Source organism: Sphingomonas sp. Leaf28 (assembly GCF_001421685.1).
Classification (GTDB): domain Bacteria; phylum Pseudomonadota; class Alphaproteobacteria; order Sphingomonadales; family Sphingomonadaceae; genus Sphingomonas; species Sphingomonas aurantiaca.
Window position 1 is genome coordinate 185531 of record NZ_LMKX01000011.1, and the last position, 24558, is coordinate 210088.

A 24558-nucleotide genomic window follows, 5' to 3' on the forward strand; every position below is an offset into this window, starting at 1 on the left:
CAAGAGAGTTGCGACACCGAGCCTGCGATTTACCGTGCCAACGCCATGAGCGCGATCAGGAGCACCATAATCCCGACTGTAAGCACGAAGAGACTCGTGAGCACCAGAAACGTCCCGGTTGCGTTGTCGTAAGCCCAGGCAAGCGCGGGAAGCGAAAGGATGCCGACCGCGACGGCGACGCCCGTGCCGCCCAAACCGTAGCCGACACTCAAGGCCGACACTACGCACAGGAGCGTGACCGCCCGCGCGCCCGTAACGCGCATCAGTTGAGGCTGGGTGGAGGCATGAACCGGATGGTGCCGTTCGGGCACCATTTGTGCAAGCGCGCCCGACCCGTCAGCGCCGGGTATCCTGACGGACGTCAGTAGACAGAGTTACAGCTGATCACGCCTTTGGCTCTGGGTCCTGACTTTCGTCAGGATGACGGACTGGCTTCTACCGCTCCAGCCGTGGCAGTCAGAGCGCCTCGAGCGCCTTTGCCACGCCGTCCATCGTGAAGGGCTTTTGCAGCCGCGGGCGGTCGCGGAATTCTGGGGCGACGCCGTCGTCGCCGCCGCCGGTCGCGAACACGAAGGGGACGCCCTTGGCTGCGAGGGCCTCGGCAACCGCGGTGCTCTTTTCGCCGCCGCGCAGGTTCACGTCGAGGATCGCGCCGTCGACGCCGCCTTGCTCGATCCGCTTGAGCGCGTCGGCGACGGTGTCGACGGACCCGGCGACGCCCTTGTCGAGCACCTCCAGGAAATCCTCAAGCATCATGGCGATCAACGGTTCGTCCTCGACGATGAGGATCTGCTGGGAAACGGTCATCCCCTGCCATAGTCGGGATTGTTACGACTTGCCAACATCTTGTTCGTGTCGGCGCGTCGCGAGCACGTCTCGTGCCGCTTCGGCGAGTTCCTGCACCGAGAAGGGCTTGGGCAGGAATGCGACGTTGTCGAGATCGATCGAGCGGCGCAATTGCTCCTCGGCATAGCCCGACATGAACAGGATCGGCAGGTCGGGATAGCTCTCGCGCGCATGCCGCACCATCGTCGGGCCATCCATTTGCGGCATGACGACGTCGCTGATCAGCAGGTCGGGACGGCCGTGCTTGGCGAGCACCTCGAGCGCGACTTCGCCATTCTCGGCGGTGAGCACGGTATAGCCCTGCCGCACCAGCGCGCGTTCGGCGACCGCGCGGACCATGTCCTCGTCCTCGACCAGCAGGATCGTGCCGGTGCCCCACAGATCGACGGGCTTGGGCGTCGGCTTGAGAACCGCCGGGCGCGTGGCGGCGGGCGCGGAGTGCACCGGCAGGTACATCGAGAAGATCGCGCCCTGCCCCGGCTTGCTGTCGGCGAAGATGTAGCCGCCGGACTGTTTGACGATGCCATAGACGGTCGAGAGGCCGAGCCCGGTGCCCTTGCCGAATTCCTTGGTGGTGAAGAAGGGTTCGAAGATCTTGGGCAGCACGTCGGGCGGGATGCCGGTGCCGGTGTCCTGCACGATCAGCGCGGTATAGTCGGCGACCGGCAGGATATCCGACGCCATCTCGCGCACTTCGGACGCGGGCACCGCGCGCGTGGTGATGGTGAGCACGCCGCCGCCGCGCGCATTCGCCGAGACGATCGCGTCGCGTGCGTTGACCGCGAGGTTGACGACGACCTGTTCGAGCTGGCCGGGATCGGCGCGGACCGGGCCGAGATTGCGGCCGTGAGTCATGTCGAGGCGGACGGTCTCACCCATCAGCCGCTTGAGCAGGTTCGAGACTTCGGAGACGACGTCGGGGAGCTGAAGGATTTGCGGGCGAAGCGTCTGCTGGCGCGAGAAGGCGAGCAGCTGGCGCGTGAGGCTGGCGGCGCGGTTCGAGTTGGTGCGGACCTGCTGGATGTCGTCATAATCGCTGTCGCCGGGCGAATGGCGCATGAGCATCAGGTCGCAATGGCCGATGATCGCGGTGAGGATGTTGTTGAAATCATGCGCGACGCCGCCCGCGAGCTGGCCGACCGCCTGCATCTTGGTGGCCTGGGCGACTTCGCGCTTGAGACGGCTTTCCTCGCTATTGTCCTTGAGGCTGAGGAGGACCGCCGCATCGCCGAGGCCGCGCGCACCGGCGATGGTGAGTGCGACCGGCTCGTCGGGGTGATCCTTGAGACGGACGGCCATGTCGGTCGAGTGCGTCGCGCCGCCGGCGAATTTGCGGATCGCGTCGGCGACCGCGGCCTTGTCCTCGCGGACGACGAGATCGCCGGGGTAGAGCGGCGGTGCGACCGCATTGACGCCCGCCGCGCGCAGGAACGAGTCGTTCATCTGGAGGAAGCGGCCGTCGCGATCGACCAGCGCCATGCCGAACGGCATCATGCTGACCAGGCTGCGGACATGCGCGGAGGCACTGGCGCCGAGCGCGGGCGCGTCCTCCTCGTCGTCGAGCAATGCGACGAGCACGGGCGCGTCGTCGCCGTCGAGGAACGGGATCTGGAGGACTCGCAGCGGCGTGCCCTCAAGCCCCTCGCGTTCGAAGCGGACGAGGCCGCGGCTGTCGGTGATGAGGAAGCGGGCGAAGTCGCGGCCTTCGATCGCGTCATATTCGTCGCCGCACGCGCGCGCCCTGAGCACACGGTTGGCGGTGCGGACGCGGCCGTCGGGCGAGAGCAAGGCGGCCATGATGCCGCTGCCGCCGAGCCGGTCTCCGGTCGGGCCCGCGAGCAAGGCGGCAAGTGTCTCTGCGAGGTCGTGCTCCTGCGCGGTGACGAAGCGCCAGACGAGCATGTCCGCATCGTCGCCGGCGCGCGCGATCTGCGCGGACAGCGCGATGTCTCGTGCGGCGAGCCGGTCGACATGCGCGCTGCCGTCGCGCCACGCGGCTCGGCCGGCGTCGGCGAGGGCTGCGGTGCCGGCGTCGTCGAGCGGGAGGCCGGGGGGAGTCGGGAAGCCTGCGAACAGCGCCTCATACGCGTCGTTCGCGCAGACGAGGCGCCCTGCGCGGTCGGTGATCGCGAGCGCGTCGGAGCCGGCTTCGGCTACCGTCCGGGTGAGGTCCCAGTCGACCGGGCGCGACGCGTCGTTCGTGACCGGATTGAGCAGGCGCCAGGCGATCAGCGCGCCGATGACGATGACGGCGGCGGCGAAGAAACCGGCGGCGACGATCCAGCTGCCGACCAGCAGCAATATGATCGCGGCGGCAGCGATGCCCGAGGCGGCGGCGACGAGCGCCGCGTTGCGGACGGGGGTGGGTAAAGCGATCGATGCCATCGGGACGGTCTTCCGCCGGAGCGGGGTTAGGCGTCAAGCGCGTTGGTGGGTTTCTAGGGGTGGGGCGCGCGGACTGCAGGCGGCGCGCCCTACCCTCTCCCCGTGGTTGGGGTGGTGCGTCCCCCCGCATAGTTAGGCGATGAGGAAGCCCGCCAGCAGTAATTCTGGTGGGCTTCCTCCAATCGCACGGGGCGCCGCTTACCAGATCCGGACGCGCTGCTCGGGCGTCAGGTACAGCTTCTGCCCCGCGGTCGGCTTGTACGCCGCGTACCAGGGGTCGAGGTTGCGCACGACCCAGGCGCGCTGCTGCGACGGCGAGTGCGGATCGGTCAGCAAGCGGTTGCGGAGATTGGCTTCGCGGTAGTTGCGGCGCCAGACCTGCGCCCAGCCGAGATAGAAGCGCTGGTCGCCGGTGAAGCCATCGAGCACGGGCGCCGCCTTGCCGCCGAGCGCGGTGTGGTAGGCGTCATAGGCGACCGTAAGCCCGGCGAGATCGGCGATGTTCTCGCCCATCGTCAGTTGGCCCTTCACGTGCATGCCGGGCAGCGGTTCGTACGCGTCATATTGCGCGCCGAGCTTGCCGGTGAGCGCCTGGAAGCCGGCGATGTCCTTGGGCGTCCACCAGTCGGTGAGCTGGCCGTGCGCGTCGTATTTCGAGCCCTGATCGTCGAAATGATGGCTCAGCTCGTGACCGATCACCGCGCCGATGCCGCCGTAATTGACCGCATCGTCCGCCTTGGGATCGAAGAACGGCGGTTGCAGGATCGCGGCGGGGAAGACGATCTCGACCATGCCGAAATTGGCATAGGCGTTCACCGTCATCGGCGTCATGCCCCATTCCCAGCGCTGGAGCGGCTTGCCGAGCTTCGAGATATTGTCCTGATGCTGCCATTCGTTGGCGCGCCATTCGTTGCCGAACGCGTCGCCGCTCGTGATCTCCAGGCCCGAAAAATCCTTCCACTGGCTGGGATAACCGATCTTGGGCGTGAACGCGGCGAGCTTGGCGTGCGCCTTCACCTTCGTCTCGGGCGCCATCCATTCGAGCTTGTCGATCCGGCGGCCCATCGCGGCCAGCACGTTCTTGACGAGTTTGTCGGCCGCGGCCTTGGTCTCGGGCGGGAAATACTGCGCGACGTAGAGCTTGCTGACCTCGTCATCGAGCGCACCGGAGGTGAACTGGACGCCGCGCTTCCAGCGGGCTTCCTGCTCGGGCGTGCCGCCGAGGACGGTGCCGTAGAACGCGAACTGCTCGGCATCGAACGCCTTGGGGAGCACGTCGGCATAGCCGTCGAGCGAGCGGAGCATCAGCTGGTCCTTCAGCACGCCGAGCGGCGCGGTCGAGACGAGCTTGGCGATGCCGGTGATCGCCGAGGGCTGTGCGACGATGACGGTCGCGACGGGCGTGCCGATGCCCTTGAAATAGCCCGCGAAATCGAAGCCGGGCGCGCGCTTGGCGAGGTCGGCGACGGTCATCTTGTTATAGGTCTTGGTGGCGTCGCGGCTGTCGACGCGAGTCCAGCTGACCTTGGCGATCTCGGTCTCGAACGCCAGCAGCGCAGCAGCGCGCGCCTCGGCATTGGGTTCACCCGCGAGCGTCAGCATCTTGGCGATGTGCGCGCGGTAGGCATTGCGTGCCTCGACCAGCTTCGCGTCGGTGCTGAGGTAATAATCGCGGTCGGGGAGGCCGAGACCGGACTGGCCAAGCGAGAGCGCATATTGCTCGGGCAGCTTGTCGTCCTGGCCGACGCCGCCGCCGAACGGGCCACGGATGCCGGCGCGGTCGGCTTCGGCGAGCAGCGCGGGGTAGCCGGCGCGGTCCTTCAGCGCGGCGATCTTGCCGAGCCAAGGGCGGATCGGGGCGAGGCCCTTGGCCTCGATCGTGCCGGTGTCGAGGAACGTCGCGTAGGCGCGGCCGATCTTCGAGCCCTTGTCCTTCGCGGCGGTGTCGAGGATGCCGCGCGTGCGCGTCTCGGACAGGTCGGACAGGAGGTTGAACGAGCCGTAGTTCGACTTGTCGGCGGGGATCGGGTTGGCCTTCGACCAGTTGCCGTTGGCGAAGGTGTAGAAGTCGTCACCGGGCTGGACGGTCTTGTCCATGCCCTTCTCGTCGAAGCCGAACGTGCCGTATTGCGCGCCGGTGGAGGCTTGCGCTGGCGGGGTCGGCTCAGCCGTTTGCGAGATGGCGGCGGTGACGCCGGTGATGGCGGTTGCGGCGAGAAGGCCGGCGACGAGGAAGGACTTCATGGGGTTCTCCTAGAATTTCGTTGGCACATACCACCGACACGACCTCCCCGGCGAAGGCCGGGGTCCAGTTGGGAAAGGTCTCGGTAACGAGGGGCAGTCCGCTGTTACGGCTGTCCCCCAACTGGGCCCCGGCCTTCGCCGGGGTGGGGTGCGTGGTCGGGGTGTGCGGCGGGGTCTTGTTACCAGATCCGAACGCGGTTGGCGGGGGCGAGGTAGCTTGCTTCGCCGGGCTTGGCGCCGAACGCGGCGTACCAGGGATCGAGGTTGCGGACGGTGAGCACGCGCTGATGGCCCGGCGAATGCGGATCCGAGAGCAGTGCCTGCTGGAGCGCTGCGTCGCGGAACTTGGTGCGCCAGACGCCCGCCCAGCCGTAGTAGAAGCGCTGGTCGCCGGTCGTGCCGTCGATGATCGGTGCCGGCTTGCCGCCGAGTGACTTGTGATACGCGTCGTACGCCACCGTCAGCCCTGCCAGATCGGCGATGTTCTCGCCGAGCGTCAGGCCGCCCTGGATGTGCTGGCCGGGCAGCGGCTCATACGCGTCATACTGCTTCACGAGCGCATCGGTGAACACCTTGAAGCGCGCGACGTCCTGCGGCGTCCACCAGTCGGTGAGCTTGCCGTTGAGATCGTATTTTCGGCCCTGGTCGTCGAAGTGATGGCTGATCTCGTGACCGATCACCGCGCCGATGCCGCCGTAATTGACCGCCGGGTCCGCCTTCGGATCGAAGAAGGGCGGCTGGAGGATCGCGGCGGGGAAGACGACCTCGTTCATCGTCGGGTTGGCGTATGCGTTGATCGTCATCGGCGTCATGAACCACTCGGCCCGGTCGATCGGCTGGCCCAGCTTCTTGAGGTCGCGATCATATTCGAACGCGTTGGCGCGGGAGACATTGCCGACGAGATCGCCGCGCTGGATCTGGAGCGCAGAATAATCGCGCCACTTGTCGGGATAGCCGATCTTAGGGGTGAACGCAGCCAGTTTGGCGAGCGCCTTGGTCTTGGTCTCGGGCGCCATCCATTCGAGGTTCTTGAGACGCTCGCCCATCGCCGCGATCACGTTCTTGACGAGATCGTCTGCCGCGGCCTTCGACGCGGGCGGGAAATATTTCGCGACATACTGCTGGCCGATCGCCTCGCCCATCGCGCCCGACACGGTCGAGACGCCGCGCTTCCAGCGGACCTGCTGCTCGGGCGTGCCCGACAGCGTGGTGCCGTAGAAGCCGAAGTTGGTCTTGTCGAAATCGCTCGAGAGATACGGCGCGTAGGCGCGCAGCACCTTGAGCATCGCGTAATCCTGCAACACGGCGAGCGGCGTGTCCGCGAACACCTTGGCCTCGCCGGTGAACGCGGTCGGCTGTGCGACGAGGTAGAATGGACGGCCCGCGACGCCCATCGCGGTCATGTACTGCGCCCAGGGGAAGCCCGGTGCCTTTGCCGCGAAGTCGGCGGCGGTCCATTTGTTGTAGGTCTTGTCCGCATCGCGGCTCTCGATCCGGGTCCAGTGCGCGGTGGCGAGGCCCTTCTCCATGTTGAACACCGCGGCGGCGCGCGCGGCGGCGTTGGGCTCGCCCGCCAGCGTCAGCATCCGCGTGAGATACGCCTGATAGGCGGTGCGGATCGTCGCGAGCTTCGCGTCGTCCTTCAGGTAATAATCGCGATCGGGCAGCCCGAGGCCGCTCTGGCCGAGGCCGACGACATAGGTGGTCGGATCCTTGTCGTCCTGCTGCACGCCGACGCCGACGAGGCCGCCGACGCCCTGGCGCTGAAGCCTGGCGATCTCGGTGACGAGCGCGGTCTTGTCCCTGGTGGCACGCAGCGCGGCGAGCATCGGCTTGACGGGCACGGCCCCCTTCGCGTTGACCGCCGCCTCGTCCATGAAGCTGGTGTAGAAATCGCCGACCTTGTCGCCGGGCTTCGTGGCGGCGACATCGAGGATCGTGCGGGTGCGCGATAGCGACAGGTCCTGCAGGACGTGGAACATACCGTAGGACGAGCGATCGGCGGGGATCGGCGTGGCCTTCACCCAGCCGCCATTGGTGTAGTCGAAAAAGTCCGTGCCGGGCGTCACGCTGGTATCGCGGCCCGCCATGTCGAATCCGAAATCGCCGATCTGCGGTTTGTTCGCGTCCTTGGTCGCCGGCGCAGGCGTGGAGGAACGGGGCGTCGCAGTGCGCGGGGCGGTCCGCGGGGCGGTCTGCGCGATCGCCGATGCGGCGGACGCGAGCAGGATCACGGTAACAATCGACTTGCGCATCAAGAACCTCGGAGAAAAGACCGTCTGGATACGGTGTGTTCTACGCCGATAAGACGGTCCGTCAATTCCAACCGGTGTCAAATGTTACGAAACGTCGCCGCCGCGATTATCGTGCCGGTTCCGCCATTTGCGCGCGATCCACAGCCGCCAGCCCAGCGCGCTGAGCGCATAGCCGCCGATCGAGCAGACGATCGTGATGACCAGCAGCCCCAGCGCGGTGGCGGGCCCCGCCTGCATCAGCCAAGGGATCCATTCGGTCCGCGCGGCGGCCTCGGCGACGGGCTGGCCGGGAACATGCTCGTCGAGCCGCAGCAGCGACGAGCCGATCCAATAGGCTGCGATCCACAGCGGCGGCGTCGTCAGCGGATTGGTGATGAACGTGGTCAGCGCCGCGGTCGGCACGTTGGCGCGGAACGGCAGCGCGAAGATCGCCGCAACGGGGGTCTGCGCGACCGGGATCAGGATGCCCGCGACCATCCCGAGCGCGACGCCGCGCGGGACCGAGCGGCGAGTGAAGCGCCAGAGTTCGGGCGCGAGCACGCGGTGCGCGACGGGGCGGAGAAGACGGTTCTTCTCCATCGATTCGCGCGTGGGCAGGTTACGATGCGACCACGCCGCGAGACGCGAGAATATGCTGCCCGGCGCCTTCGACACAGGCTATCCGCGATCCCGCATGATCCGGCCCTGCTCGCGTTTCCAGTCCTGTTCCTTCACCGAATCGCGCTTGTCGTGGTTCTGCTTGCCCTTGGCGAGCGCCAGTTCGATCTTCGCGCGGCCCTTCGAATTGAAGTAGATCATCAGCGGTACGAGCGTCATGCCCTGACGCGCGACCGCGCCGAACATCTTGTTGATCTCGCGCTCGTGGAGCAGCAGCTTGCGCGGCCGCTTGGGCTCGTGGTTGAAGCGGTTGCCGTGGCTGAATTCGGGGATGTTCGAGTTCACCAGGACGACATTCTTGCCCTTCACCTCGGCATAGGCCTCGGCGATCGAGCCCTCGCCGCCGCGCAACGCCTTCACCTCGGTGCCGGTCAGCGCGATGCCCGCCTCGAACACCTGCTCGATATAATAATCATACCGCGCGCGCCGGTTTTCGGCGACGATCTTGGTCTTCTCGAAGGTGGGGGGTTTGGGACGTGCCATGGGACGCGCGATGTAGGAGGTCGCGGGGCTTAGGGGAAGCGGTGGCGGGGCGCAGGTGTGCGTTTCTTGTCTGCCCCCACGTCATCCTGACGAAAGTCAGGACCCAAAGTTACGGCGCGGTGCGCTGCTTGGCTCTGGGTCCTGACTTTCGTCAGGATGACGGCGTGGGATCAGGCCAGACCGGCGTGCGCCAACGCGGCGTCGACGGCGGCGCGTGACGGCTCGCCGGCGGGCGTCATCGGCAGGCGCAGCGTTTCGGGGAAGCCTGTGCGGACCTTCGTCATCGCGTATTTCACCGGGCCCGGCGAGGCGTCGGTGAAGAGCGCTTCGTGGAGCGGATACAGCCGGTCCTGATAGGTCAGCGCCTTGACGAAATCGCCCGACTGGCACGCCGCCTGGAACTCTGCGCACAGCTTGGGCGCGACGTTGGCGGTTACCGAGATGCAGCCGGTGCCGCCCATCACGTTGAACGCGAGCGCGAGGTCGTCATTGCCCGAGAGCTGGCAGAAGTCGGGGCCGCACGCCGCGCGGTGCTGCGACACGCGGGCGAGCACGCCGCTGGCATCCTTCACGCCGACGAACACGGCGGGGAACGCCGTGACGATCCGGGCGAGCGTCGCCGGCTGGATGTCGGTCACGGTGCGCGCGGGCACGTTGTAGAGGATGATCGGCAACGGGGTCGCCTGCGCGAGCGCCTCGAAATGGCGGAAGATGCCCTCCTGCCCCGGCCGGTTGTAATAAGGCGGGACCATCAGCGCGGCGTCGGCACCGGCGTCCTTGGCGGCGCGCAAATTGGCGGAGGCGACGCGCGTGTCGTTCGAGCCTGCGCCGGCGATCACGGGGACGCGGCCCTTCGCCTGATCGACACAGACGCGGACGACGTGAAAATGCTCGTCATACGACAAGGTCGCCGCCTCGCCGGTGGTGCCGCACGCGACGAGGCCCGACGAGCCCTCCGCGATCTGCCACTCGATGAAGTCGCGATAGGCGGGTTCGTCGAAGCTGCCATCGGCGGCGAACGGCGTGACGAGTGCCGGAATCGATCCTGAAAACATGCGGTAGCCTTGCGTCCCTGCGAGAAGAAAAGTCTGGCCTGTTGCGCCAAATACCGGGTGGAATCCGGATTTCGTTCAGGACAGATACGGGTTCGAGGCGTATGCTGTCCACATGGTAGCATCGATGTTGAAAACGAGCCTTCTTCTTGCAGTCGTGGCGGGGACGGTCGCCGCGTCCGGAGGCGGGCAGCAGACGCTGGATCGCTACAGCACGCAGCTCGCCAATATGGGGCCCAATGCGCAGCCAATGGCAAGCGACGGTGCGATCGCCGCGACGATCGCGCAGTGGCGCGCGTTGCAGCAGACCGACGCGCTGCCGTTCGACAGCTATGCGGGCTTCCTGATGGCGCATCCGGGTTGGCCGAACGAGGCTGCGAACCGGCGTGCGGCCGAGCGCAAGGCGGCGACGGGTTCGCCCGCCAGCGTCGCCGCATTCTTCCGCCGGTATCCGCCGCAAACGGCCTCGGGCGGTGTCGCTTATGCGCGGGCTCTGCAGGCGACGGGCGCGCGCGATCAGGCCTATGCTGCGGTGCGGACCGCGTGGCGCAGCAGCGGGCTGACGCCGACCGACGAGGCGATGGTCGTGTCGGGCTTCCCCGGTGCGCTGACGCCGGACGATCAGGACGCGCGGATGGATGCGCTGCTGTGGGCGGGCCAGACCGGAGCGGCGCAGCGGCAACTGGTATGGACCAGCGCGGCGCGGCGACCGGTGTTCGCGGCGCGGCTCGCGTTCCGGACGAATGCGCCGAATGCCTCGGACATCTCGGCTTCGACGCAGACCTTGTATGCCAACGACGCGGGCTATGTCGCGGACCGGGCGCAGTGGTTGCGCAATTCGGGCGCGAGCCCGTCGGCGCGCGCGTGGCTGGCGCGGCCGCGGTCGCTGACGACGCGGCCGGGGAATGCGGCGGAATGGTATGAGGTGCTCGTCACCAACGCGAACGGCGCGGCGAACGACAGCCAGTATCAGGTCGCCTATGACATCGCGCGGCAGATCGACGACGCCTATCCTTACGGCGCCGACGTCTCGACCAAATCCTATGCCGAGCGCGACGAATATACCAATCTCGCCTGGCTCGGCGGCCGCGTCGCGATGAAACAGCTTGGGCGGCCGGCGGATGCGATGACGCTGTTCGACCGCTATGCGCGTGGCTCGCGCTCGCCGCAGGTCCGGTCGAAGGGCTATTACTGGGCGGGGCGTGCGGCCGAAGCGGCGGGGCTCGCGCCGCAGGCGGCGGCGTTCTACGGGCAGGCGGCCGGGTACCGCGATCAATATTACGGGCAACTCGCGAACGAGCGCACCGGGCGCGCGCTGGTCGCGCCGCCATCGGTGGCGTCGGTGGCGATCGATCCGGCGGCACGCGCCGCGTTCGACCGGCGCGAGGTGGTGCGCGCGGTGAAGTTCCTCGGCCAGATCGGCGACTGGCAGGACCAGACCGCGTTCGTTCGCCAGATCGCCGCCGACGCGACGACCGACACCGATCACCTGCTCGCCGCCGAGCTGTCGAAGAGCATCAACCGCCCCGATCTGGGCGTGATGGTCGGGCGGAGCGCGCTGGCGAACGGCTTAAGCGATTATTCCGCGGTCGGCTTTCCGATGGTCGCGGTGCCCGCGGGATATGAGGACAATTGGACGATCATCCACGCGATCTCGCGCCAGGAAAGCCAGTTCGATCGCGCCGCGGTCAGCCACGCCGGTGCGCGCGGGCTGATGCAGCTGATGCCCGCCACCGCGCGCGAGCAGTCGGGCAAGATCGGGCTGGCGTATAACCAGGCGGCGCTGACGACCGATCCGAACATGTCGATCATGCTGGGATCGAGCTATTTCCAGCGCGTCTACGCCAATTACGGCAGCTATCCGCTTGCGGTGGCGGCGTATAATGCGGGCGGCGGCAACGTGAACAAATGGCTTCGCGCGAACGGCGATCCGCGCACGGGGGCTGTGGATATGGTCGATTGGGTCGAGGCGATCCCGTACCAGGAGACGCGCAATTATGTGCAGCGTGTGCTGGAAAACGCGGTGGTGTACGACCTGATGAACCCCGCGCGGGCGAAGAGCCGGGGCGCCGCGAGGTTGTCGTGGTATCTGGGGAAGAACCGGCCAGGCTGAGGCCTTTTCGTCATCCTGACGAAAGTCAGGATCCAGGGTAACGCGCGATGGTCCTTCGTGGCTCTGGATCCTGACTTTCGTCAGGATGACGGTCGCGCAGAACATGATACGGACGCGTATGGATCGCCCGAACTATATCACCCCCGCCGGTTACACCGTGCTGCGCGAGGAATATGAACACCTTCTCGTCGGCGAGCGGCCCAAGCTTGTCGAGACGATCTCGTGGGCGGCGGGCAATGGCGACCGGTCGGAGAACGGGGATTACATCTACGGCCGCAAGCGGCTGCGCGAGATCGACCGGCGGCTCGGCTGGCTGTCGAAGCGGATGAAGGCGGCCAAGGTCGTCGATCCCGCCGCGCAGGAGGATCGTTCGCGCGTCTGGTTCGGGGCGTGCGTGACGGTCGCGGACGAGGATGATGTCGAGCGCATTCTGACATTGGTCGGCGACGACGAAACCGACGCGAGCAACGGGCGGATCGGCTGGAACTCGCCGTTCGCGCGGGCGCTGCGCGGGGCGGCGATCGGTGACGTGCGCCGCGTCGACCTGCCCGCGGGCGAGCGTGAATATGAGGTGATCGCGATCGCGTATCCCTGAATCCTCCCCCGCCAGGGGGAGGTGGCTGGCGCTTGCCAGACGGAGGGGACGGTGAGCGAAACGGCTGTTCCGTATCCTCCCCCTCCGTCACCTTCGGTGCCACCTCCCCCTGGCGGGGGAGGATTGGAACGCCCGTCAACGATCCGTTTCGAATTACGTAAATTGACCAGACGTGCCGCGTGGGACATTTCGGGGTCGCAACGACACCGAGGATTTCCCCATGCCGATACCCGCCACCTGGTCCGCCCGCCTGCTCAGCGTCATGCGGATCATCGTCGCGCTCGTGTTCTTCAGCCACGGCATCTCGAAGTTCTTTGGCCTGCCGCCGTTCCCGATGCCGATGACCCCGCTGCTGACCGCCGCCGGTGTGATCGAGGTCGTCGGCGGCGGGCTGCTGATCGTCGGTCTGTTCACGCGGCCGGTGGCGTTCGTGCTGTCGGGGATGTCCGCGGTCGCCTATTTCATGGTGCATCTGCCGCAGGGCCCCTTCCCGATCGCCAATGGCGGCGAGGCGGCGGTGCTGTACTGCTTCGTCTTCCTGTACCTTGCCGCGGCGGGCGGCGGCGCGTGGAGCGTGGACGCGGGGCGCGGGCGCGTCTAATCCTGCGCGCATGATCGATACCACAACGCGCAACGTCGCCCTCCTGATCGACGCGGACAACGCGTCCGCCGCCACGCTCGACCCGGTGCTGACCGTCCTTGCCGAGCTCGGCACGGTCAACGTCCGGCGGGTCTATGGCAACTGGTCCAAGCCCGCGCTGAAGGCGTGGAGCGACATGTCGATCAAGCACGGCATCGAGCCGCAGCAGCAGTTCGACCTGACCAAGGGCAAGAACGCAACCGACATGAAGATGACGATCGACGCGATGGACCTGCTGTTCCGCGGGCGGATCGACGGGTTCGGGATCATGTCGTCAGACAGCGATTTCATGCCGCTGGCGACGCGCATCCGGCAGGACGGCATCCCCGTCTACGGCTTCGGTACCAGCCGCACGCCCGAGGGGTTCCGCCAAGCCTGCACGCGGTTCATCGACGTGGGCGCGCTGAACGAGAGGTCGCAGCCGATGCCCGCGCCCGCCCCGGCACCGGTCGCGGGCGAGAAGGCAGCGGCGCCTGCCCCGGCCCCCCGCCCCAAGACTGCGCAACCGATCGACGAACAGGTGATCAAGCTGTTGATCGACGCGTACAACGCGGTGAAGCGCGACGAGAAGGGCTATGCGAGCGTCGCCGAACTCGGCCAGCTGGCGGGCAACCGCTCGAGCTTCGATGCGCGGAATTACGGGTTCAACCGGCTGTCAGATTTGATCGAGACGATCCCGAACTTCCAGCACGAGCGCCGCGAGGGTGGCCGGTCGTTCGTGAAGCGGCTGCGGTAGGGCGGAACGCCGAGACCATCTGCACCACCCCGGCGAAGGCCGGGGCCCAATTGGGGGACGTCGACGACGACGGGCGGCGCTTCGTTACTACGACCTTCCCAATTGGGCCCCGGCCTCCGCCGGGGTGGTAGCTCAGGTTACCCCGTCGGCTGCAACCGCCCGCCCGGTTCGGTCATCGCGAGCGCGCCCTCCTCGCAATCCTCGGGCACCACCAGCGCGCCCTTCCGCCAATTTCCGTAGCGGTAATAGCCGATCGCGATCGCGAGCGTCGCCGCCGATCCCAGAGGAAAGCTCCACCACAGCGCATCCGGCCCAAGCCACGGTTTCGCCAACAGCGCAAAGCCGATCCGCACCGGGTACAACGCGATGATCAGCGCGATCAGCGGCGCGATCACCGCACCGTTTGCGCGCACCGTCGAGAACAGCACCATCGTCATGCCGAACAGGATGAAGTTCCAGCTCGCGATCAGCTGGATATGCCGCGCGATCGGCAAGGCCGGGCTGTCGCCGCCGATGAACAGCGTCATCACCGGCCGGTCGAACAGGATCACCACGCCGACCATCGCGCCGGTCAGCGCGATGTTGAAGAGCAGGCCGTACTTGGTGATATCGCCGACCCGGTCCCAGCGGCCCGCGCCGATATTCTGCGCCGCCATCGAGCTGACCGCCGCGCCGATCGCCAAAGCGGGCATCTGGATATAGGTCCAGAGCTGCTGCGACACCGCATAGGCCGCCGCGGTATCGACGCCGAGCCGGTTGACCAGCCCGACCATCGCGAGCCCCGCGGTCGACATGACGAGCATCTGCGCGCCCATCGGCAGGCCCTTGCGCACGATCGTGCCGGTCAGCGCACGCTCGGGGATTAGGTAGCGCAGCTCGGGCCCGCGCAGCCGCAGCGGCAGGTCGCGCCGGTAGATATAGAGGACCAGCCCGAGCAGCGAGACATGGCTGGCGATCAGCGTCGCCATCGCCGACCCGGCGATCCCCAACTGCGGAAACGGCCCGATCCCGGCGATCAGCAACGGGTTGAACCCACTGTCGAGGATCGCGCTGAGCAGCATGAACCAGAGCGGCGTCATCGAATCGCCGGTACCGCGCAGGCCCATCATCAGCAGCACCATCATCATCGATGCGGGCAGCCCGAGGAAGATCACGCGCAGATAGGCGAGCGCGAGCGGCATCGCATCGCCGGGCGTCGCGAGGAGGTGCAGGATCTCGGGCGCGAACACCCAGCCGAGCGCGGCGATGACGATCGCCCCGCCGAGCACCAGTCCCACCGCCGAGCCGAACGCGCGGCGTGCGCCGTCGATATCGTGGCGGCCGAAGCTCTGGCCGACGAGGATCGTCGCCGCCATCCCGAACCCGAACACCGCGCCGAACGTCAGGAACATGATGATGTTGGCGTTCGAGGTCGCGGCCAGCGCGCCCTCGCCGAGATAGCGCCCGACCCAGATCGCGTTGATCGAGCCGTTGAGCGATTGCAGGATGTTCGAGCCCAGCGTCGGGAGCGCGAAGGCGAGCAGCGTGCGGCCGATATGGCCGGTGGTGAGATCGCGCTGGCCGGGTTTGCCGCCGGGTTTGGGGCTGGGGGTGGCGTGAGCGCTTGTGTCGACGTTGGATGGCAGATCGCTCACACAGTCACTCCGTCTGGCCGGATTGTCCGGTATCCACCGGCGGACGGGCGGACGCCCCCTCAGGCTCCATGCCTAGCCGCGGAATGAACGCGGGAACAAGTCGGCAGGTCCCCCCTCAGGAGCGAGCGTTCCATGTTTCCCCGCGAAGGCGGGGACCCAGACTGGGCTCCCGCCTCCGCGGGAGAACAAGGAGGCGGTCGGATGAACTCTGCCGAGCCAGTCTACCACTCTCAACGGTCACCTCAGCGTTCGCTGGCGTGACGGGATTTGGCCGGATGCGCATTCCCCTCCCGCTCGCGGGAGGGGTCAGGGGCGGGTGCGACGTACGTACTGGCGTCCGGCTTTTGAGGCACGCCCCTCCCCCAACCCCTCCCGCGAGCGGGAGGGGAGCAGGGTCAGCCGAGGCGGCCCAGCGCCGCCTGTAGCCGCGCGGCTTCGGCGGCCTTGTCGGCGTGGTCGGCCTTGGCCTTTTCTACCGCTTCGGGCTTGGCGCGCTCGACGAAGCTCGCATTACCCAGCCGGCCCGACAGCGCGTCGCGCTCCTTCTCCGCCGCCGCGATCGCCTTGGTCAGACGCGCGCGTTCGGAGTCGAGGTCGATCACACCCTCGAGCGGCAGGACGAAGGTCGCTTCGTCGACCACGACCTGCGCCGCGCCGCCGGTTACTTCACCCTCGGCATGCGTCACGCGCGCGAGCCGTGCGAGCCGTGCGAGCGCGGGCGCCTGGCGTTCGAGCCGCGCCAGAGTCGCCGCGTTGGCGTCACGGACGTGCAGCGGCAGACGCACGCCCGGTGGCACGTTCAGCTCGTTGCGCGCGGTGCGGATTTCCTGAACCAGCCGGATCAGCCAGTCGACCTCCCTGCTCGCCTCGGGATCGAGCGAGCGCGCATCCGCCATTGGCCATTGCGCGACAATCAGGTCGTGCTCGCGCGGGTGGGCGGGATCGGCCATCGCGTGCCACAGCTCTTCGGTGATGAACGGCATGAACGGGTGGAGCAGGACGAGGATCTGGTCGAGGACCCAGCCCGCGACCGCCTTCGATTCGTCGTCGATCTGGCCGCGCTCGTCGCCGACCATCTGCGGCTTGATGAGTTCGAGATACCAGTCGCAGAACCGGCTCCACGCAAACTGGTAGATCGCGTTGGCGGCGCCATCGAAGCGGTAATCGGCGAGCGCGAGGTCGACCGTCTGCACGGTCGCGATCGTCTCGGCGATGATCCACTTGTTGACCGCGAGCTCGGCACGCGGGGCTTCGAGCGTGGTGCTCGCGACGATGCCGTTGGCCTGCGCGAACCGCGCCGCGTTCCACAGCTTGGTCGCGAAGTTGCGATAGCCCTCGACGCGCTTCTCATCCATCTTGATGTCGCGGCCCTGGCTCTCCATCGCCGCCATGAAGAAGCGCAGCGCATCGGCGCCATATTGGTCGATCAGCCCAAGCGGGTTGACGACATTGCCCTTCGACTTGGACATCTTCGCGCCGTCCGCCGCGCGGACGAGGCCGTGCAGGTAGAGCGTGCGGAACGGCACGTCCTTCATGAAGTGCAGCCCCTGCATCATCATCCGCGCGTTCCAGAAGAACAGGATGTCGAAACCAGAGATGAGGACATCGTTGGGGTAGCGCCCGCCGAGCGTCGGATCGGATTCATCGGGCCAGCCCATGGTCGCGAAGGGCCAGAGCGCCGACGAGAACCATGTGTCGAGCACGTCCGGATCGCGAACCAGCGCCACGCCTGCGCCGGCCAGCGCCTGCGCTTCGGCCTCCGTCTCGGCGACGTACGGCGTGCCGTCCGGCCCGAACCAGGCCGGGATCTGGTGTCCCCACCACAGCTGGCGCGAGACGCACCAGGGCTGGATGTTCTCCATCCAGTTGAAGAACGTCTTCTCCCAGGTCTTTGGCACGATATCGATCGCGCCGACGCGCACCGCCTCGATCGCGGGCTGCGCGAGCGTCTTGGCGTCGACATACCATTGGTCGGTCAGCCACGGCTCGATCACCACGCCCGAGCGATCGCCGTACGGCGTCTGGATCGTGCGCGGCTCGGCGTCGTGCTCGACGCCCTCCTTGTCGACGTGCGCGATGAGGAAGCCCTCGGCCTTCAGCTGCGCGACGACGGCCTTGCGAGCCTCCGCGGTCGTCAGCCCGAGCAGGTCGGCGGGGATCAGCCCGTCGGACACCTGCACAACACGCGCCTTCGCATCGAGCATGTTGAGCATCGCGCCCGCGGCCATGCCGGCGCGCTTGCCAACCTCGAAGTCGTTGAAGTCGTGCCCCGGCGTGATCTTCACCGCGCCCGAGCCCAATTCCGGATCGGCATGGTCGTCGGCGATGATCGAGATCAGCCGTCCGGTGATCGGCAGCTTCACCTGCTTGCCGATTAGCGCAGTGTAGCGTTCGTCCGCGCCGTTCACCGCGACCGCCATGTCGGCGAGCATCGTCTCGGGCCGCGTCGTCGCGACCTCGATGAAGCCCGATCCGTCGGCGAGCGGATAGCGCAGGTGCCAGAAGCTCCCCTTGATCTCGCGCGTCTCGACCTCAAGGTCGCTAATCGCGGTGCCGAGACCCGGATCCCAGTTCACGAGGCGCTTGTCGCGGTAGAGCAGCCCCTGCCTGTGGAGGTCGACGAACACTTTGAGGACGGCCTTCGAAAAGCCCTCGTCCATCGTGAAGCGTTCGTTCGCCCAGTCCATCGAGCAGCCGAGCCGGCGGAGCTGCTGCGTGATCTCGCCGCCGCTCTCTTCCTTCCACGCCCAGACCTTGGCGATGAAGTCCTCGCGCGAGTGGTCGGTGCGCTTCTGCGGCGGGGACATCGCGCCCATCTGGCGCTCGACGACCATCTGCGTCGCGATGCCGGCGTGATCGGTGCCGACCACCCAGAGCGCGTCCTTGCCCTTCAGGCGGGCGTGGCGCGTGAGGATGTCCTGCAACGTGTTGTCGAGCGCATGGCCGATATGCAGGCTGCCCGTGACGTTGGGCGGCGGATTGACGATCGTCCACGGCTCCGCATTCGGGCGGTCGGGGCGGAACTGGCCGCTGGCCTCCCAATGCGCATACCAGCGCGATTCGATGGAGGCGGGGTCGAAGGTTTTGGGAAGCTCGCTCATGGCGGAAGCCTTAGCGAGCGCGTCCGGGCTAGGCCAGCGTCACGTCCGCGCGCCGGGCTTGTCGAGCACCGCGCGAATCCGTTCGTTGAGTTCGTTGCGGCGATAGGGCTTGCGGATCAGCTCGAACGAGCGGCTGCCGGCGTCGATCGCCTCGTCCGCGAACCCGGTCGTCAGCAGCACCGCGGTGTGCGGATAGTCGCGCCGCACCGCCTGCGCGAGCGCGACGCCGTTCATGCCGCCGGGCATCAGTATGTCGGTGAACAACAGCCGGAAATCCGAATCACCGTGCAGCGTGTCGAGTGCGGCGCGCGCGCTGTCGACCAGCACGACTTCGTAGCCGAGATCCTCGAGGATGGTCTTGCCGAGCTCGCCGACCTCGATCTGGTCCTCGACCATGAGCACGCGTTCGGCACCGCCCGCGCGCGGTGCGACCGGGCCTGTGGGCTTGCGCTCGACCGCGCCGCTCGCGCGCGGGAAATAGAGCGAGAACGCGGCACCGCCGCCGGGCACGTTCTGGACGGTGGCGATCCCACCCGACTGGCGCATGAAACCATAGACCATAGCGAGGCCGAGCCCGGCGCCCTTCCCCATCTCCTTGGTCGTATAGAAGGGTTCGAAGATCTTCTCGACGACCGTCGGATCGATCCCGGGACCATCGTCGCGTATCGTGGCGACGACATATTCGCCGGGTTCGAGCTTGGCGACGCTGGCATCCTCGGGCAGCACCGCGTTGCGCGTGGTGATCGTGACGGTGCCCGCACCGCCGGTCGCATCGCGCGCGTTGGCGATGATGTTGAGCAGCGCCATCTCGGTCTGGACGGGGTCGACGCGGCAATTCCACAGGTCGGACGAAAGATCGCGTTTCAGCGTGATCCCGGCGCCTACGCTGCGTTCGAGGATCGGCCGGAAATCGCCGACGAGCTGGTTCAGGTTCATCAGCCGGTCGCGCAGTTCCTGCTTGCGCGCAAATGCCAGCAGTTGCTGCGTCAGCGTCGCCGCGCGTGCCGCGGAGGTGGAAATGGCATCGACCGCACGTCGCGCCGACCGGTCGTCGGGGCCGATCCGTGCATCGAGAATGTCCGCATAGCCCTGGATGACTTGCAGCAGATTGTTGAAATCATGCGCGATGCCGCCGGTCAGCTTGCCGACTGCTTCCATACGCTGCGCCTCGTGCAGCGCTTCCTCGGCCTCACGGCGACGGGAAATATCGAGCTGGCTGGCGAAGAAATAGCGGAGTTCGCCATCGTCGCCGAACACCGGCGACACGAACAGCGCGTTCCAGAAGGTCGAGCCGTTCTTGCGATAGTTGAGGACCTCGACCGCGACTTCCTCGCGCTTGGCGATGGCGGCGCGAACCTCGTCGATCGCGGTCTGGTCGGTCTCGGGACCCTGCAGGAAGCGGCAGTTATAGCCGAGAATCTCGTCCTGCGAGTAGCCCGTCATGAACGAGAACGCCTCGTTGCAGAAGATGATCGGGTTGTCGGGGCGATGCGGGTCGGTGACGACCATCGGCATCCGCGTGGTCTTCACCGCCGCAAAGAAGATATCGCTGCCCGCCTTAGCCGGGACGATGGCTTCGTTCGAGCCGCGCCACTCCCCGCCCTGTATGGGGGCTTCAGCCGGGTCCATCCCGGCCACTGGTTGCTGCGCGCTCGGATCAGACATGGAGAGCGTAACCCCGGCGGAACCGTGCTGGTTCCGCCGGGGTGCGCCGGGGTTAAGGCTGCTGGTTCATGATCTTGGCGATTTCGCGCGCGACCATGTCCTCGACCATGTTGGGCAGGTTCGCGTCGATCCACTCGCGCAGCATCGGCCGCAACATTTCGCGCACGAGCCCCTCGAGCGTGCCGTCGCTGTTGGTGTCGGGCTTGATCATCATCCGGGTCAACGCCTCGAGCGGCGCGCGCGTTGCCGCGGCGGTCTCGCGCGAGACGATCGATTCGGACGTGGGCTCCGGCGCAGCGTGCGGCGGCTGCTGCGCGTGCGACTGGGGCTGCGGCTTGGGCGCTGCCTGGCGTGGTTCGGGCGCGGCATCGACCGAGGTCAGGACCGGGGATTTCGGCGGGCGGGGCGTACGGTCGACCATCGGCATGGGATCGCTCAATTCGAGAACTTCATCGTCGTCGATCTCGTCGTCGAGATAGGCGGCGTCGCGATAGGCGGGCTCATGATAGGCCGAATCGCGATCGGCAGGCGCCGCGTTCGTCCGCGCGGGACGCCGCGAACGGCCGGGCGTGTCGCCCTCCTCCGCGATGATGCGTTTGATCGACGACAGAATCTCCTCCATCGACGGCTCGCCGTTCACGTCCCCCATCCGGACCATCCCAAACCCCGTAGCCGCGCAACACCCCTATTGGCGGCTCGGCGCGTTCTTACCTGTGGTTAAGGCGGGGTTCCTGTCAACTGGCGTATCGAGCAACGGATCGCGTTGCGGCTGGACGTGCGCATCCTGCGCAGGCGATTGGACGGTCCGCGTGCCGACCGGCACCGGCTCGCCATGGCCGCCGAAGTCCCAGATCTTGTGGTGGACGCGCTGATAGTTGGCGACCGGATCGTAGAGTACCCCGCCGTCGAGCCCCAGGTCGCGCGCCTCGGCCTGCCCCATCGCCGCGAGCAACGCGAACCCGGCAACATACGCGTCGCGCCGCGCGGTGACGAGCGTCACTTGGCTGTTGAGCAGTTCCTGCTCGGCGTTGAGGATGTCGAGGATGGTTCGCGTGCCCACGCTGTTCTCGGCACGGACGCCTTCGAGGCTCAGCTTGTTGGCGTTGACCGCAGTTTCGGACGACTGGATCACCTGTTCCGACGACTGCCAGACGGCGAAGGCGGAGCGCGCCTGCGAGATCACGTTGCGTTCGGTCGCGGTGACGTTCTCGATCGCGCGGCTCTGAAAGGCTTCGGCCTGGCGGACCTGCGCGGCGGGGCGACCGCCCTGGAACAGCGGCAGCGTCAGCGAGAGGCCCGCCTGCACCGCCTTGTTGGCGTTGGGAAACGTGTTGACGCTGCCGTCCGTCGTCGAGGCCGAACCGAGATAGTTGGTATAGCTGGCCGAACCGGTCGCGCTGACCTGCGGCAGGCGGCTCGCGCGGGCGACCCCGACATCATAGCGGGTCGCATCGCGCTCCTTCGCTGCGGCGATGAGGACCGGGTTGTTCTCGATCGCGACGGTCACCGCCGAGGCGGGGCTGTCCGGAAGATGCGGGAGCGTCGGGGGCGTTTCGAGCGTGCCGGCGGGCGTGCCGACATAGCGGATATAGTTTTCCCGGCTCGAGATCAGCTGCGCCTCGGCGGACTGGAGCTGTGCGCGGGCGAGTGCGAGGCGCGCCTCCGACTGCGCGACGTCGGTGCGGGTCAGGTCGCCGACCTGGAACCGGTCGCGGCTCGCCTGCAGATTGACGTCGAGCACGCGGACGTTCTGCGTGTTCAGGCCGACGATCGCCTCGTCGCGGATCACGTCCATATAGGCGGCGACGACGTTGGTGAACAAATCCGCTTCGGTCCCGCGCAGCGTCGCGCGGCCCGCCTCGACCCTGGTCTTGGCGGCGGCGACGGAATTGCGGACCTGTCCGCCCTGATAGAGCGGCACCGACACGTTGGTGCGCGCCACCGCCTGGCGCGGCAGCGCGATGAAGCTGTTCGCCGCGGTCACGACATATTCGGTATAGTCGCCCGTCACATTGGCCGAGGGCAGCCCCGAGGCGCGCGCGATCGGGACATTCTCGTCGGTCGCGCGCAACGTTGCGCGCTGGCCGGTGATGATCGGGTTGGTCGTGTACGCCTTGACCAGCGCCTCACGCAGCGTCTCCGCACCGACTGGTGCAGCGTTATAGATCAGCGCAACACTTGCGAGCAAGCAGCGGATTCGAGCGGTGCGCGTGATCATAAGGCTTAGAACCTGAAGGGTTTGGGGGTGTCGAAACCTGGAAGCACGACGCATTCGACATCGACGAACGCCGCCAGCGCGAACCCGCCATCGGTCTTTCGGCCCGACGCCAGACGAGTCAGCCCATGCTCGGCGATTCCGGACACGACGCGGCCGCCCGAGCGGACCTGCGCGATCAGCGCATCGGGAATCGCCTCGATCGCGCCGTCGACGATCAGCACGTCATAGGGCGCGCCGGCAGCGTGCCCTTCGTTCAGCGGCGCGGCGACGATCTCGACATTGCCAACCCCGGCGAGCGCAGCGCGCGCGGTGGCGAGCAACGCGGGATCGCTTTCGACCGCGACCACCGAACCGACGATCTCGCTGAGCACGGCGGCGGTATAGCCCGACGCGGCACCGATCAGCAGAACGCGATCGGTAGGGGTGAGATAGGCCTCGGTCAGCAACCGGCCGGTCGCCATCGGCAGATTGGCGTAGCGACCGCCACCCAGCGGGATCGCGGCGTCGCGATAGGCGATCGACCGGACGCCCTCTGGCATGAACGTCTCGCGGGGCACGCGCGCCATCGCCGCGACGACGCGCTGGTCGCTGACCGCATTGGTGCGAAGCTGGCTCGCGACCATCGCGTGACGCATCGTATCGAATGCCGCGGCGGGGGCCAAAGCAGGGGTCTCGGTCTCGAGGCTCATCGTCGTCATAACCCATCCTGTCGCACAACTGTTTTAGCCATGCAATACACTAGTTGTCGCGTCGATGTGTATCGTGCGGCATCGGCCGCGCCAAGCCGGAGTTGTGCACGGCGGGTACGAGATGGACCGATTTTGCGGTGTAGACGCCCCGCCCGCCCGTGTGACACCGAAGATGTCGCGGGCGGGACGTCGAGGGCGCATGCGGAAGACCACGGCACTACCTCTGCGATGATTCCTAGCAGCGAATGCCGGCCGCGTCGCCCAAAATGGGACATGGGTGGCTTTTGGCACCTCCCAGACACCCCGTTTGGAGTGCGTCAGGCTGCACGCCCGGACTCCCCTGCAACGTGCCGGACAAGGATAATTCGCGCAGCGTTGCACGTCGCGGTTGACCGCGCGGACAAAAGGAAGCATTTGCGCCGTCCGCATCGAGGCCCGATGGCGGAGTGGTGACGTAGAGGACTGCAAATCCTCGCACCCGGGTTCGATTCCCGGTCGGGCCTCCAATCGCTACATCATCGGAACGACGGTCGAGAGACTGCGCCGCGCTCAGGCGCCAGAGACCGTACATGATCGCGGCGCGTCGGACGGCAGCAAGACCGGAAACGGCTCGCTCGAGAAAAGGGAATAACTCGCGCGAGCCGCGGTCCAACGCCTGCGTGCGGTCTTGGGGACGCACGCCGGAAACGCTGCTTTGCGACACCGCCGACACCAGATCAAGTGCATATTTTCGAACGCGAAGTATGCGGCGCCGCCGAGCGGAAACCGTCCCGTTTCCGTACGCGGTTTGGTCAGATCAGCGCGTCGAGCAGACCGATCAACGGGCGATCCGCGGGCGGCATCGGCAGCGCGTGCATCTCGCTCGGCCGCACCCAGCGGAGTGCCGTCGCCTCGAGCGCGCGGGGGACGCCGGTCCATTTTCGGGTGATGTATAGAAGCAGGACAAGATGACGGTCGCCAAGCGGTGCGCTGGCGAAGGCCGCGGGCGCCAAGCAGGCGTGCGGCACCGCGATGCCGAGTTCCTCTTCCAGCTCCCGGATCAGCGCGGCCTCGGGGGTCTCGCCGGGCTCGACCTTGCCACCGGGAAACTCCCAGAGCCCGGCGAGCGACTTCCCCTCGGGCCGCTGCTGGAGCAGCACGCGCCCCTCGAGATCGACCATCGCCGCGGCGACGACGGGCAACAAGGACGACACGCCCGAAACGGGCCGATCGTTGGTCATTCCTTAATTTTCCTTTGCGTACACT

19 protein-coding genes and 1 tRNA gene are annotated in these 24558 nt (G+C 67.1%); 5 read left to right on the forward strand and 15 right to left on the reverse strand.

Annotation, left to right across the window (positions count from 1 at the left end; genetic code table 11):
• Positions 1-29 precede the first annotated feature (29 nt).
• The 8 genes from ASE79_RS18500 to dapA form a co-directional block, all read right to left on the reverse strand.
• Positions 30-314, reverse strand: a complete 285-nt coding sequence (locus ASE79_RS18500; protein ID WP_156359759.1) for a hypothetical protein — start codon at positions 312-314, stop codon at positions 30-32.
• Positions 315-456: 142 nt separating this feature from the next.
• Positions 457-807 carry a response regulator gene (locus ASE79_RS18505; RefSeq protein WP_056420202.1) on the reverse strand — a complete coding sequence of 117 codons (351 nt, stop codon included), beginning with the start codon at positions 805-807 and terminating at the stop codon, positions 457-459.
• A gap of 21 nt (positions 808-828) precedes the next feature.
• Entirely contained in the window at positions 829-3231 is a 2403-nt protein-coding gene (locus tag ASE79_RS18510; RefSeq protein WP_056420204.1) for a response regulator, read from the reverse strand.
• 198 nt (positions 3232-3429) lie between these two features.
• Positions 3430-5475, reverse strand: coding sequence for a M13 family metallopeptidase (locus ASE79_RS18515; protein WP_056420205.1), 2046 nt, complete (start codon positions 5473-5475; stop codon positions 3430-3432).
• Positions 5476-5654: 179 nt separating this feature from the next.
• A complete protein-coding gene (locus ASE79_RS18520) occupies positions 5655-7730 on the reverse strand; it encodes a M13 family metallopeptidase (RefSeq protein ID WP_056420207.1) in 2076 nt (691 codons plus the stop codon).
• Positions 7731-7814: 84 nt separating this feature from the next.
• The gene (locus tag ASE79_RS18525; RefSeq protein ID WP_056420556.1) at positions 7815-8309 is read right to left on the reverse strand and encodes a DUF2062 domain-containing protein; all 495 of its coding nucleotides are present in this window, start codon (positions 8307-8309) and stop codon (positions 7815-7817) included.
• Between the two features lie 78 nt (positions 8310-8387).
• Positions 8388-8870 carry an SsrA-binding protein SmpB gene (smpB, locus tag ASE79_RS18530; protein WP_055879372.1) on the reverse strand — a complete coding sequence of 161 codons (483 nt, stop codon included), beginning with the start codon at positions 8868-8870 and terminating at the stop codon, positions 8388-8390.
• Positions 8871-9040: 170 nt separating this feature from the next.
• Positions 9041-9925, reverse strand: coding sequence for a 4-hydroxy-tetrahydrodipicolinate synthase (gene dapA / locus ASE79_RS18535; protein ID WP_056420209.1), 885 nt, complete (start codon positions 9923-9925; stop codon positions 9041-9043).
• Positions 9926-10049: 124 nt separating this feature from the next.
• Between dapA and ASE79_RS18540 the strand changes: the two genes are divergently transcribed.
• The 4 genes from ASE79_RS18540 (at position 10050) to ASE79_RS18555 (ending at position 14006) form a co-directional block, all read left to right on the forward strand.
• Positions 10050-12035 (forward strand): transglycosylase SLT domain-containing protein, encoded by a 1986-nt coding sequence (locus ASE79_RS18540; protein ID WP_416354524.1) that lies wholly within the window; start codon positions 10050-10052, stop codon positions 12033-12035.
• 118 nt (positions 12036-12153) lie between these two features.
• Positions 12154-12630 carry a transcription elongation factor GreB gene (greB, locus tag ASE79_RS18545; protein ID WP_056420559.1) on the forward strand — a complete coding sequence of 159 codons (477 nt, stop codon included), beginning with the start codon at positions 12154-12156 and terminating at the stop codon, positions 12628-12630.
• 220 nt (positions 12631-12850) lie between these two features.
• Positions 12851-13231 carry a DoxX family protein gene (locus ASE79_RS18550; protein ID WP_056420216.1) on the forward strand — a complete coding sequence of 127 codons (381 nt, stop codon included), beginning with the start codon at positions 12851-12853 and terminating at the stop codon, positions 13229-13231.
• Between the two features lie 10 nt (positions 13232-13241).
• A complete protein-coding gene (locus tag ASE79_RS18555) occupies positions 13242-14006 on the forward strand; it encodes an NYN domain-containing protein (RefSeq protein ID WP_056420219.1) in 765 nt (254 codons plus the stop codon).
• A 137-nt stretch (positions 14007-14143) separates the two neighbouring features.
• Here ASE79_RS18555 and ASE79_RS18560 read toward each other — a convergent pair whose 3' ends face one another.
• The 6 genes from ASE79_RS18560 to ASE79_RS18585 all read right to left on the reverse strand — a co-directional run bounded on the left by ASE79_RS18560 (position 14144) and on the right by ASE79_RS18585 (position 23313).
• Positions 14144-15631 carry an MATE family efflux transporter gene (locus ASE79_RS18560; protein WP_056420561.1) on the reverse strand — a complete coding sequence of 496 codons (1488 nt, stop codon included), beginning with the start codon at positions 15629-15631 and terminating at the stop codon, positions 14144-14146.
• Between the two features lie 404 nt (positions 15632-16035).
• Positions 16036-18741 carry a valine--tRNA ligase gene (locus ASE79_RS18565; RefSeq protein ID WP_056420222.1) on the reverse strand — a complete coding sequence of 902 codons (2706 nt, stop codon included), beginning with the start codon at positions 18739-18741 and terminating at the stop codon, positions 16036-16038.
• A gap of 39 nt (positions 18742-18780) precedes the next feature.
• Entirely contained in the window at positions 18781-20406 is a 1626-nt protein-coding gene (locus ASE79_RS18570; protein ID WP_235517055.1) for a histidine kinase famiy protein, read from the reverse strand.
• A 52-nt stretch (positions 20407-20458) separates the two neighbouring features.
• Entirely contained in the window at positions 20459-21055 is a 597-nt protein-coding gene (locus ASE79_RS18575; protein ID WP_056420564.1) for a DUF2497 domain-containing protein, read from the reverse strand.
• Positions 21056-21091: 36 nt separating this feature from the next.
• Positions 21092-22624, reverse strand: coding sequence for a TolC family outer membrane protein (locus ASE79_RS18580; RefSeq protein WP_056420226.1), 1533 nt, complete (start codon positions 22622-22624; stop codon positions 21092-21094).
• Between the two features lie 5 nt (positions 22625-22629).
• Entirely contained in the window at positions 22630-23313 is a 684-nt protein-coding gene (locus ASE79_RS18585) for a protein-L-isoaspartate O-methyltransferase family protein (protein WP_056420567.1), read from the reverse strand.
• Positions 23314-23745: 432 nt separating this feature from the next.
• Between ASE79_RS18585 and ASE79_RS18590 the strand changes: the two genes are divergently transcribed.
• Positions 23746-23819 (forward strand) — tRNA-Cys (locus ASE79_RS18590).
• Between the two features lie 285 nt (positions 23820-24104).
• Here the strand turns inward: ASE79_RS18590 and ASE79_RS18595 are convergent.
• On the reverse strand, positions 24105-24533 hold the full coding sequence (locus ASE79_RS18595; RefSeq protein WP_056420229.1) for a (deoxy)nucleoside triphosphate pyrophosphohydrolase: 429 nt from the start codon (positions 24531-24533) through the stop codon (positions 24105-24107).
• Positions 24534-24558: the final 25 nt, after the last annotated feature.

Excerpts from the sequence above, each read along its gene's own strand:
- ASE79_RS18500 (WP_156359759.1), bottom strand. The coding sequence starts at position 314 with ATGGTGCCCGAACGGCACCATCCGGTTCATGCCTCCACCCAGCCTCAA.
- ASE79_RS18505 (WP_056420202.1), bottom strand. The coding sequence starts at position 807 with ATGACCGTTTCCCAGCAGATCCTCATCGTCGAGGACGAACCGTTGATC.
- ASE79_RS18510 (WP_056420204.1), bottom strand. The coding sequence starts at position 3,231 with ATGGCATCGATCGCTTTACCCACCCCCGTCCGCAACGCGGCGCTCGTC.
- ASE79_RS18515 (WP_056420205.1), bottom strand. The coding sequence starts at position 5,475 with ATGAAGTCCTTCCTCGTCGCCGGCCTTCTCGCCGCAACCGCCATCACC.
- ASE79_RS18520 (WP_056420207.1), bottom strand. The coding sequence starts at position 7,730 with ATGCGCAAGTCGATTGTTACCGTGATCCTGCTCGCGTCCGCCGCATCG.
- ASE79_RS18525 (WP_056420556.1), bottom strand. The coding sequence starts at position 8,309 with ATGGAGAAGAACCGTCTTCTCCGCCCCGTCGCGCACCGCGTGCTCGCG.
- smpB (WP_055879372.1), bottom strand. The coding sequence starts at position 8,870 with ATGGCACGTCCCAAACCCCCCACCTTCGAGAAGACCAAGATCGTCGCC.
- dapA (WP_056420209.1), bottom strand. The coding sequence starts at position 9,925 with ATGTTTTCAGGATCGATTCCGGCACTCGTCACGCCGTTCGCCGCCGAT.
- ASE79_RS18540 (WP_416354524.1), top strand. The coding sequence starts at position 10,050 with ATGTTGAAAACGAGCCTTCTTCTTGCAGTCGTGGCGGGGACGGTCGCC.
- greB (WP_056420559.1), top strand. The coding sequence starts at position 12,154 with ATGGATCGCCCGAACTATATCACCCCCGCCGGTTACACCGTGCTGCGC.
- ASE79_RS18550 (WP_056420216.1), top strand. The coding sequence starts at position 12,851 with ATGCCGATACCCGCCACCTGGTCCGCCCGCCTGCTCAGCGTCATGCGG.
- ASE79_RS18555 (WP_056420219.1), top strand. The coding sequence starts at position 13,242 with ATGATCGATACCACAACGCGCAACGTCGCCCTCCTGATCGACGCGGAC.
- ASE79_RS18565 (WP_056420222.1), bottom strand. The coding sequence starts at position 18,741 with ATGAGCGAGCTTCCCAAAACCTTCGACCCCGCCTCCATCGAATCGCGC.
- ASE79_RS18570 (WP_235517055.1), bottom strand. The coding sequence starts at position 20,406 with ATGTCTGATCCGAGCGCGCAGCAACCAGTGGCCGGGATGGACCCGGCT.
- ASE79_RS18575 (WP_056420564.1), bottom strand. The coding sequence starts at position 21,055 with ATGGGGGACGTGAACGGCGAGCCGTCGATGGAGGAGATTCTGTCGTCG.
- ASE79_RS18580 (WP_056420226.1), bottom strand. The coding sequence starts at position 22,624 with ATGATCACGCGCACCGCTCGAATCCGCTGCTTGCTCGCAAGTGTTGCG.
- ASE79_RS18585 (WP_056420567.1), bottom strand. The coding sequence starts at position 23,313 with ATGAGCCTCGAGACCGAGACCCCTGCTTTGGCCCCCGCCGCGGCATTC.
- ASE79_RS18595 (WP_056420229.1), bottom strand. The coding sequence starts at position 24,533 with ATGACCAACGATCGGCCCGTTTCGGGCGTGTCGTCCTTGTTGCCCGTC.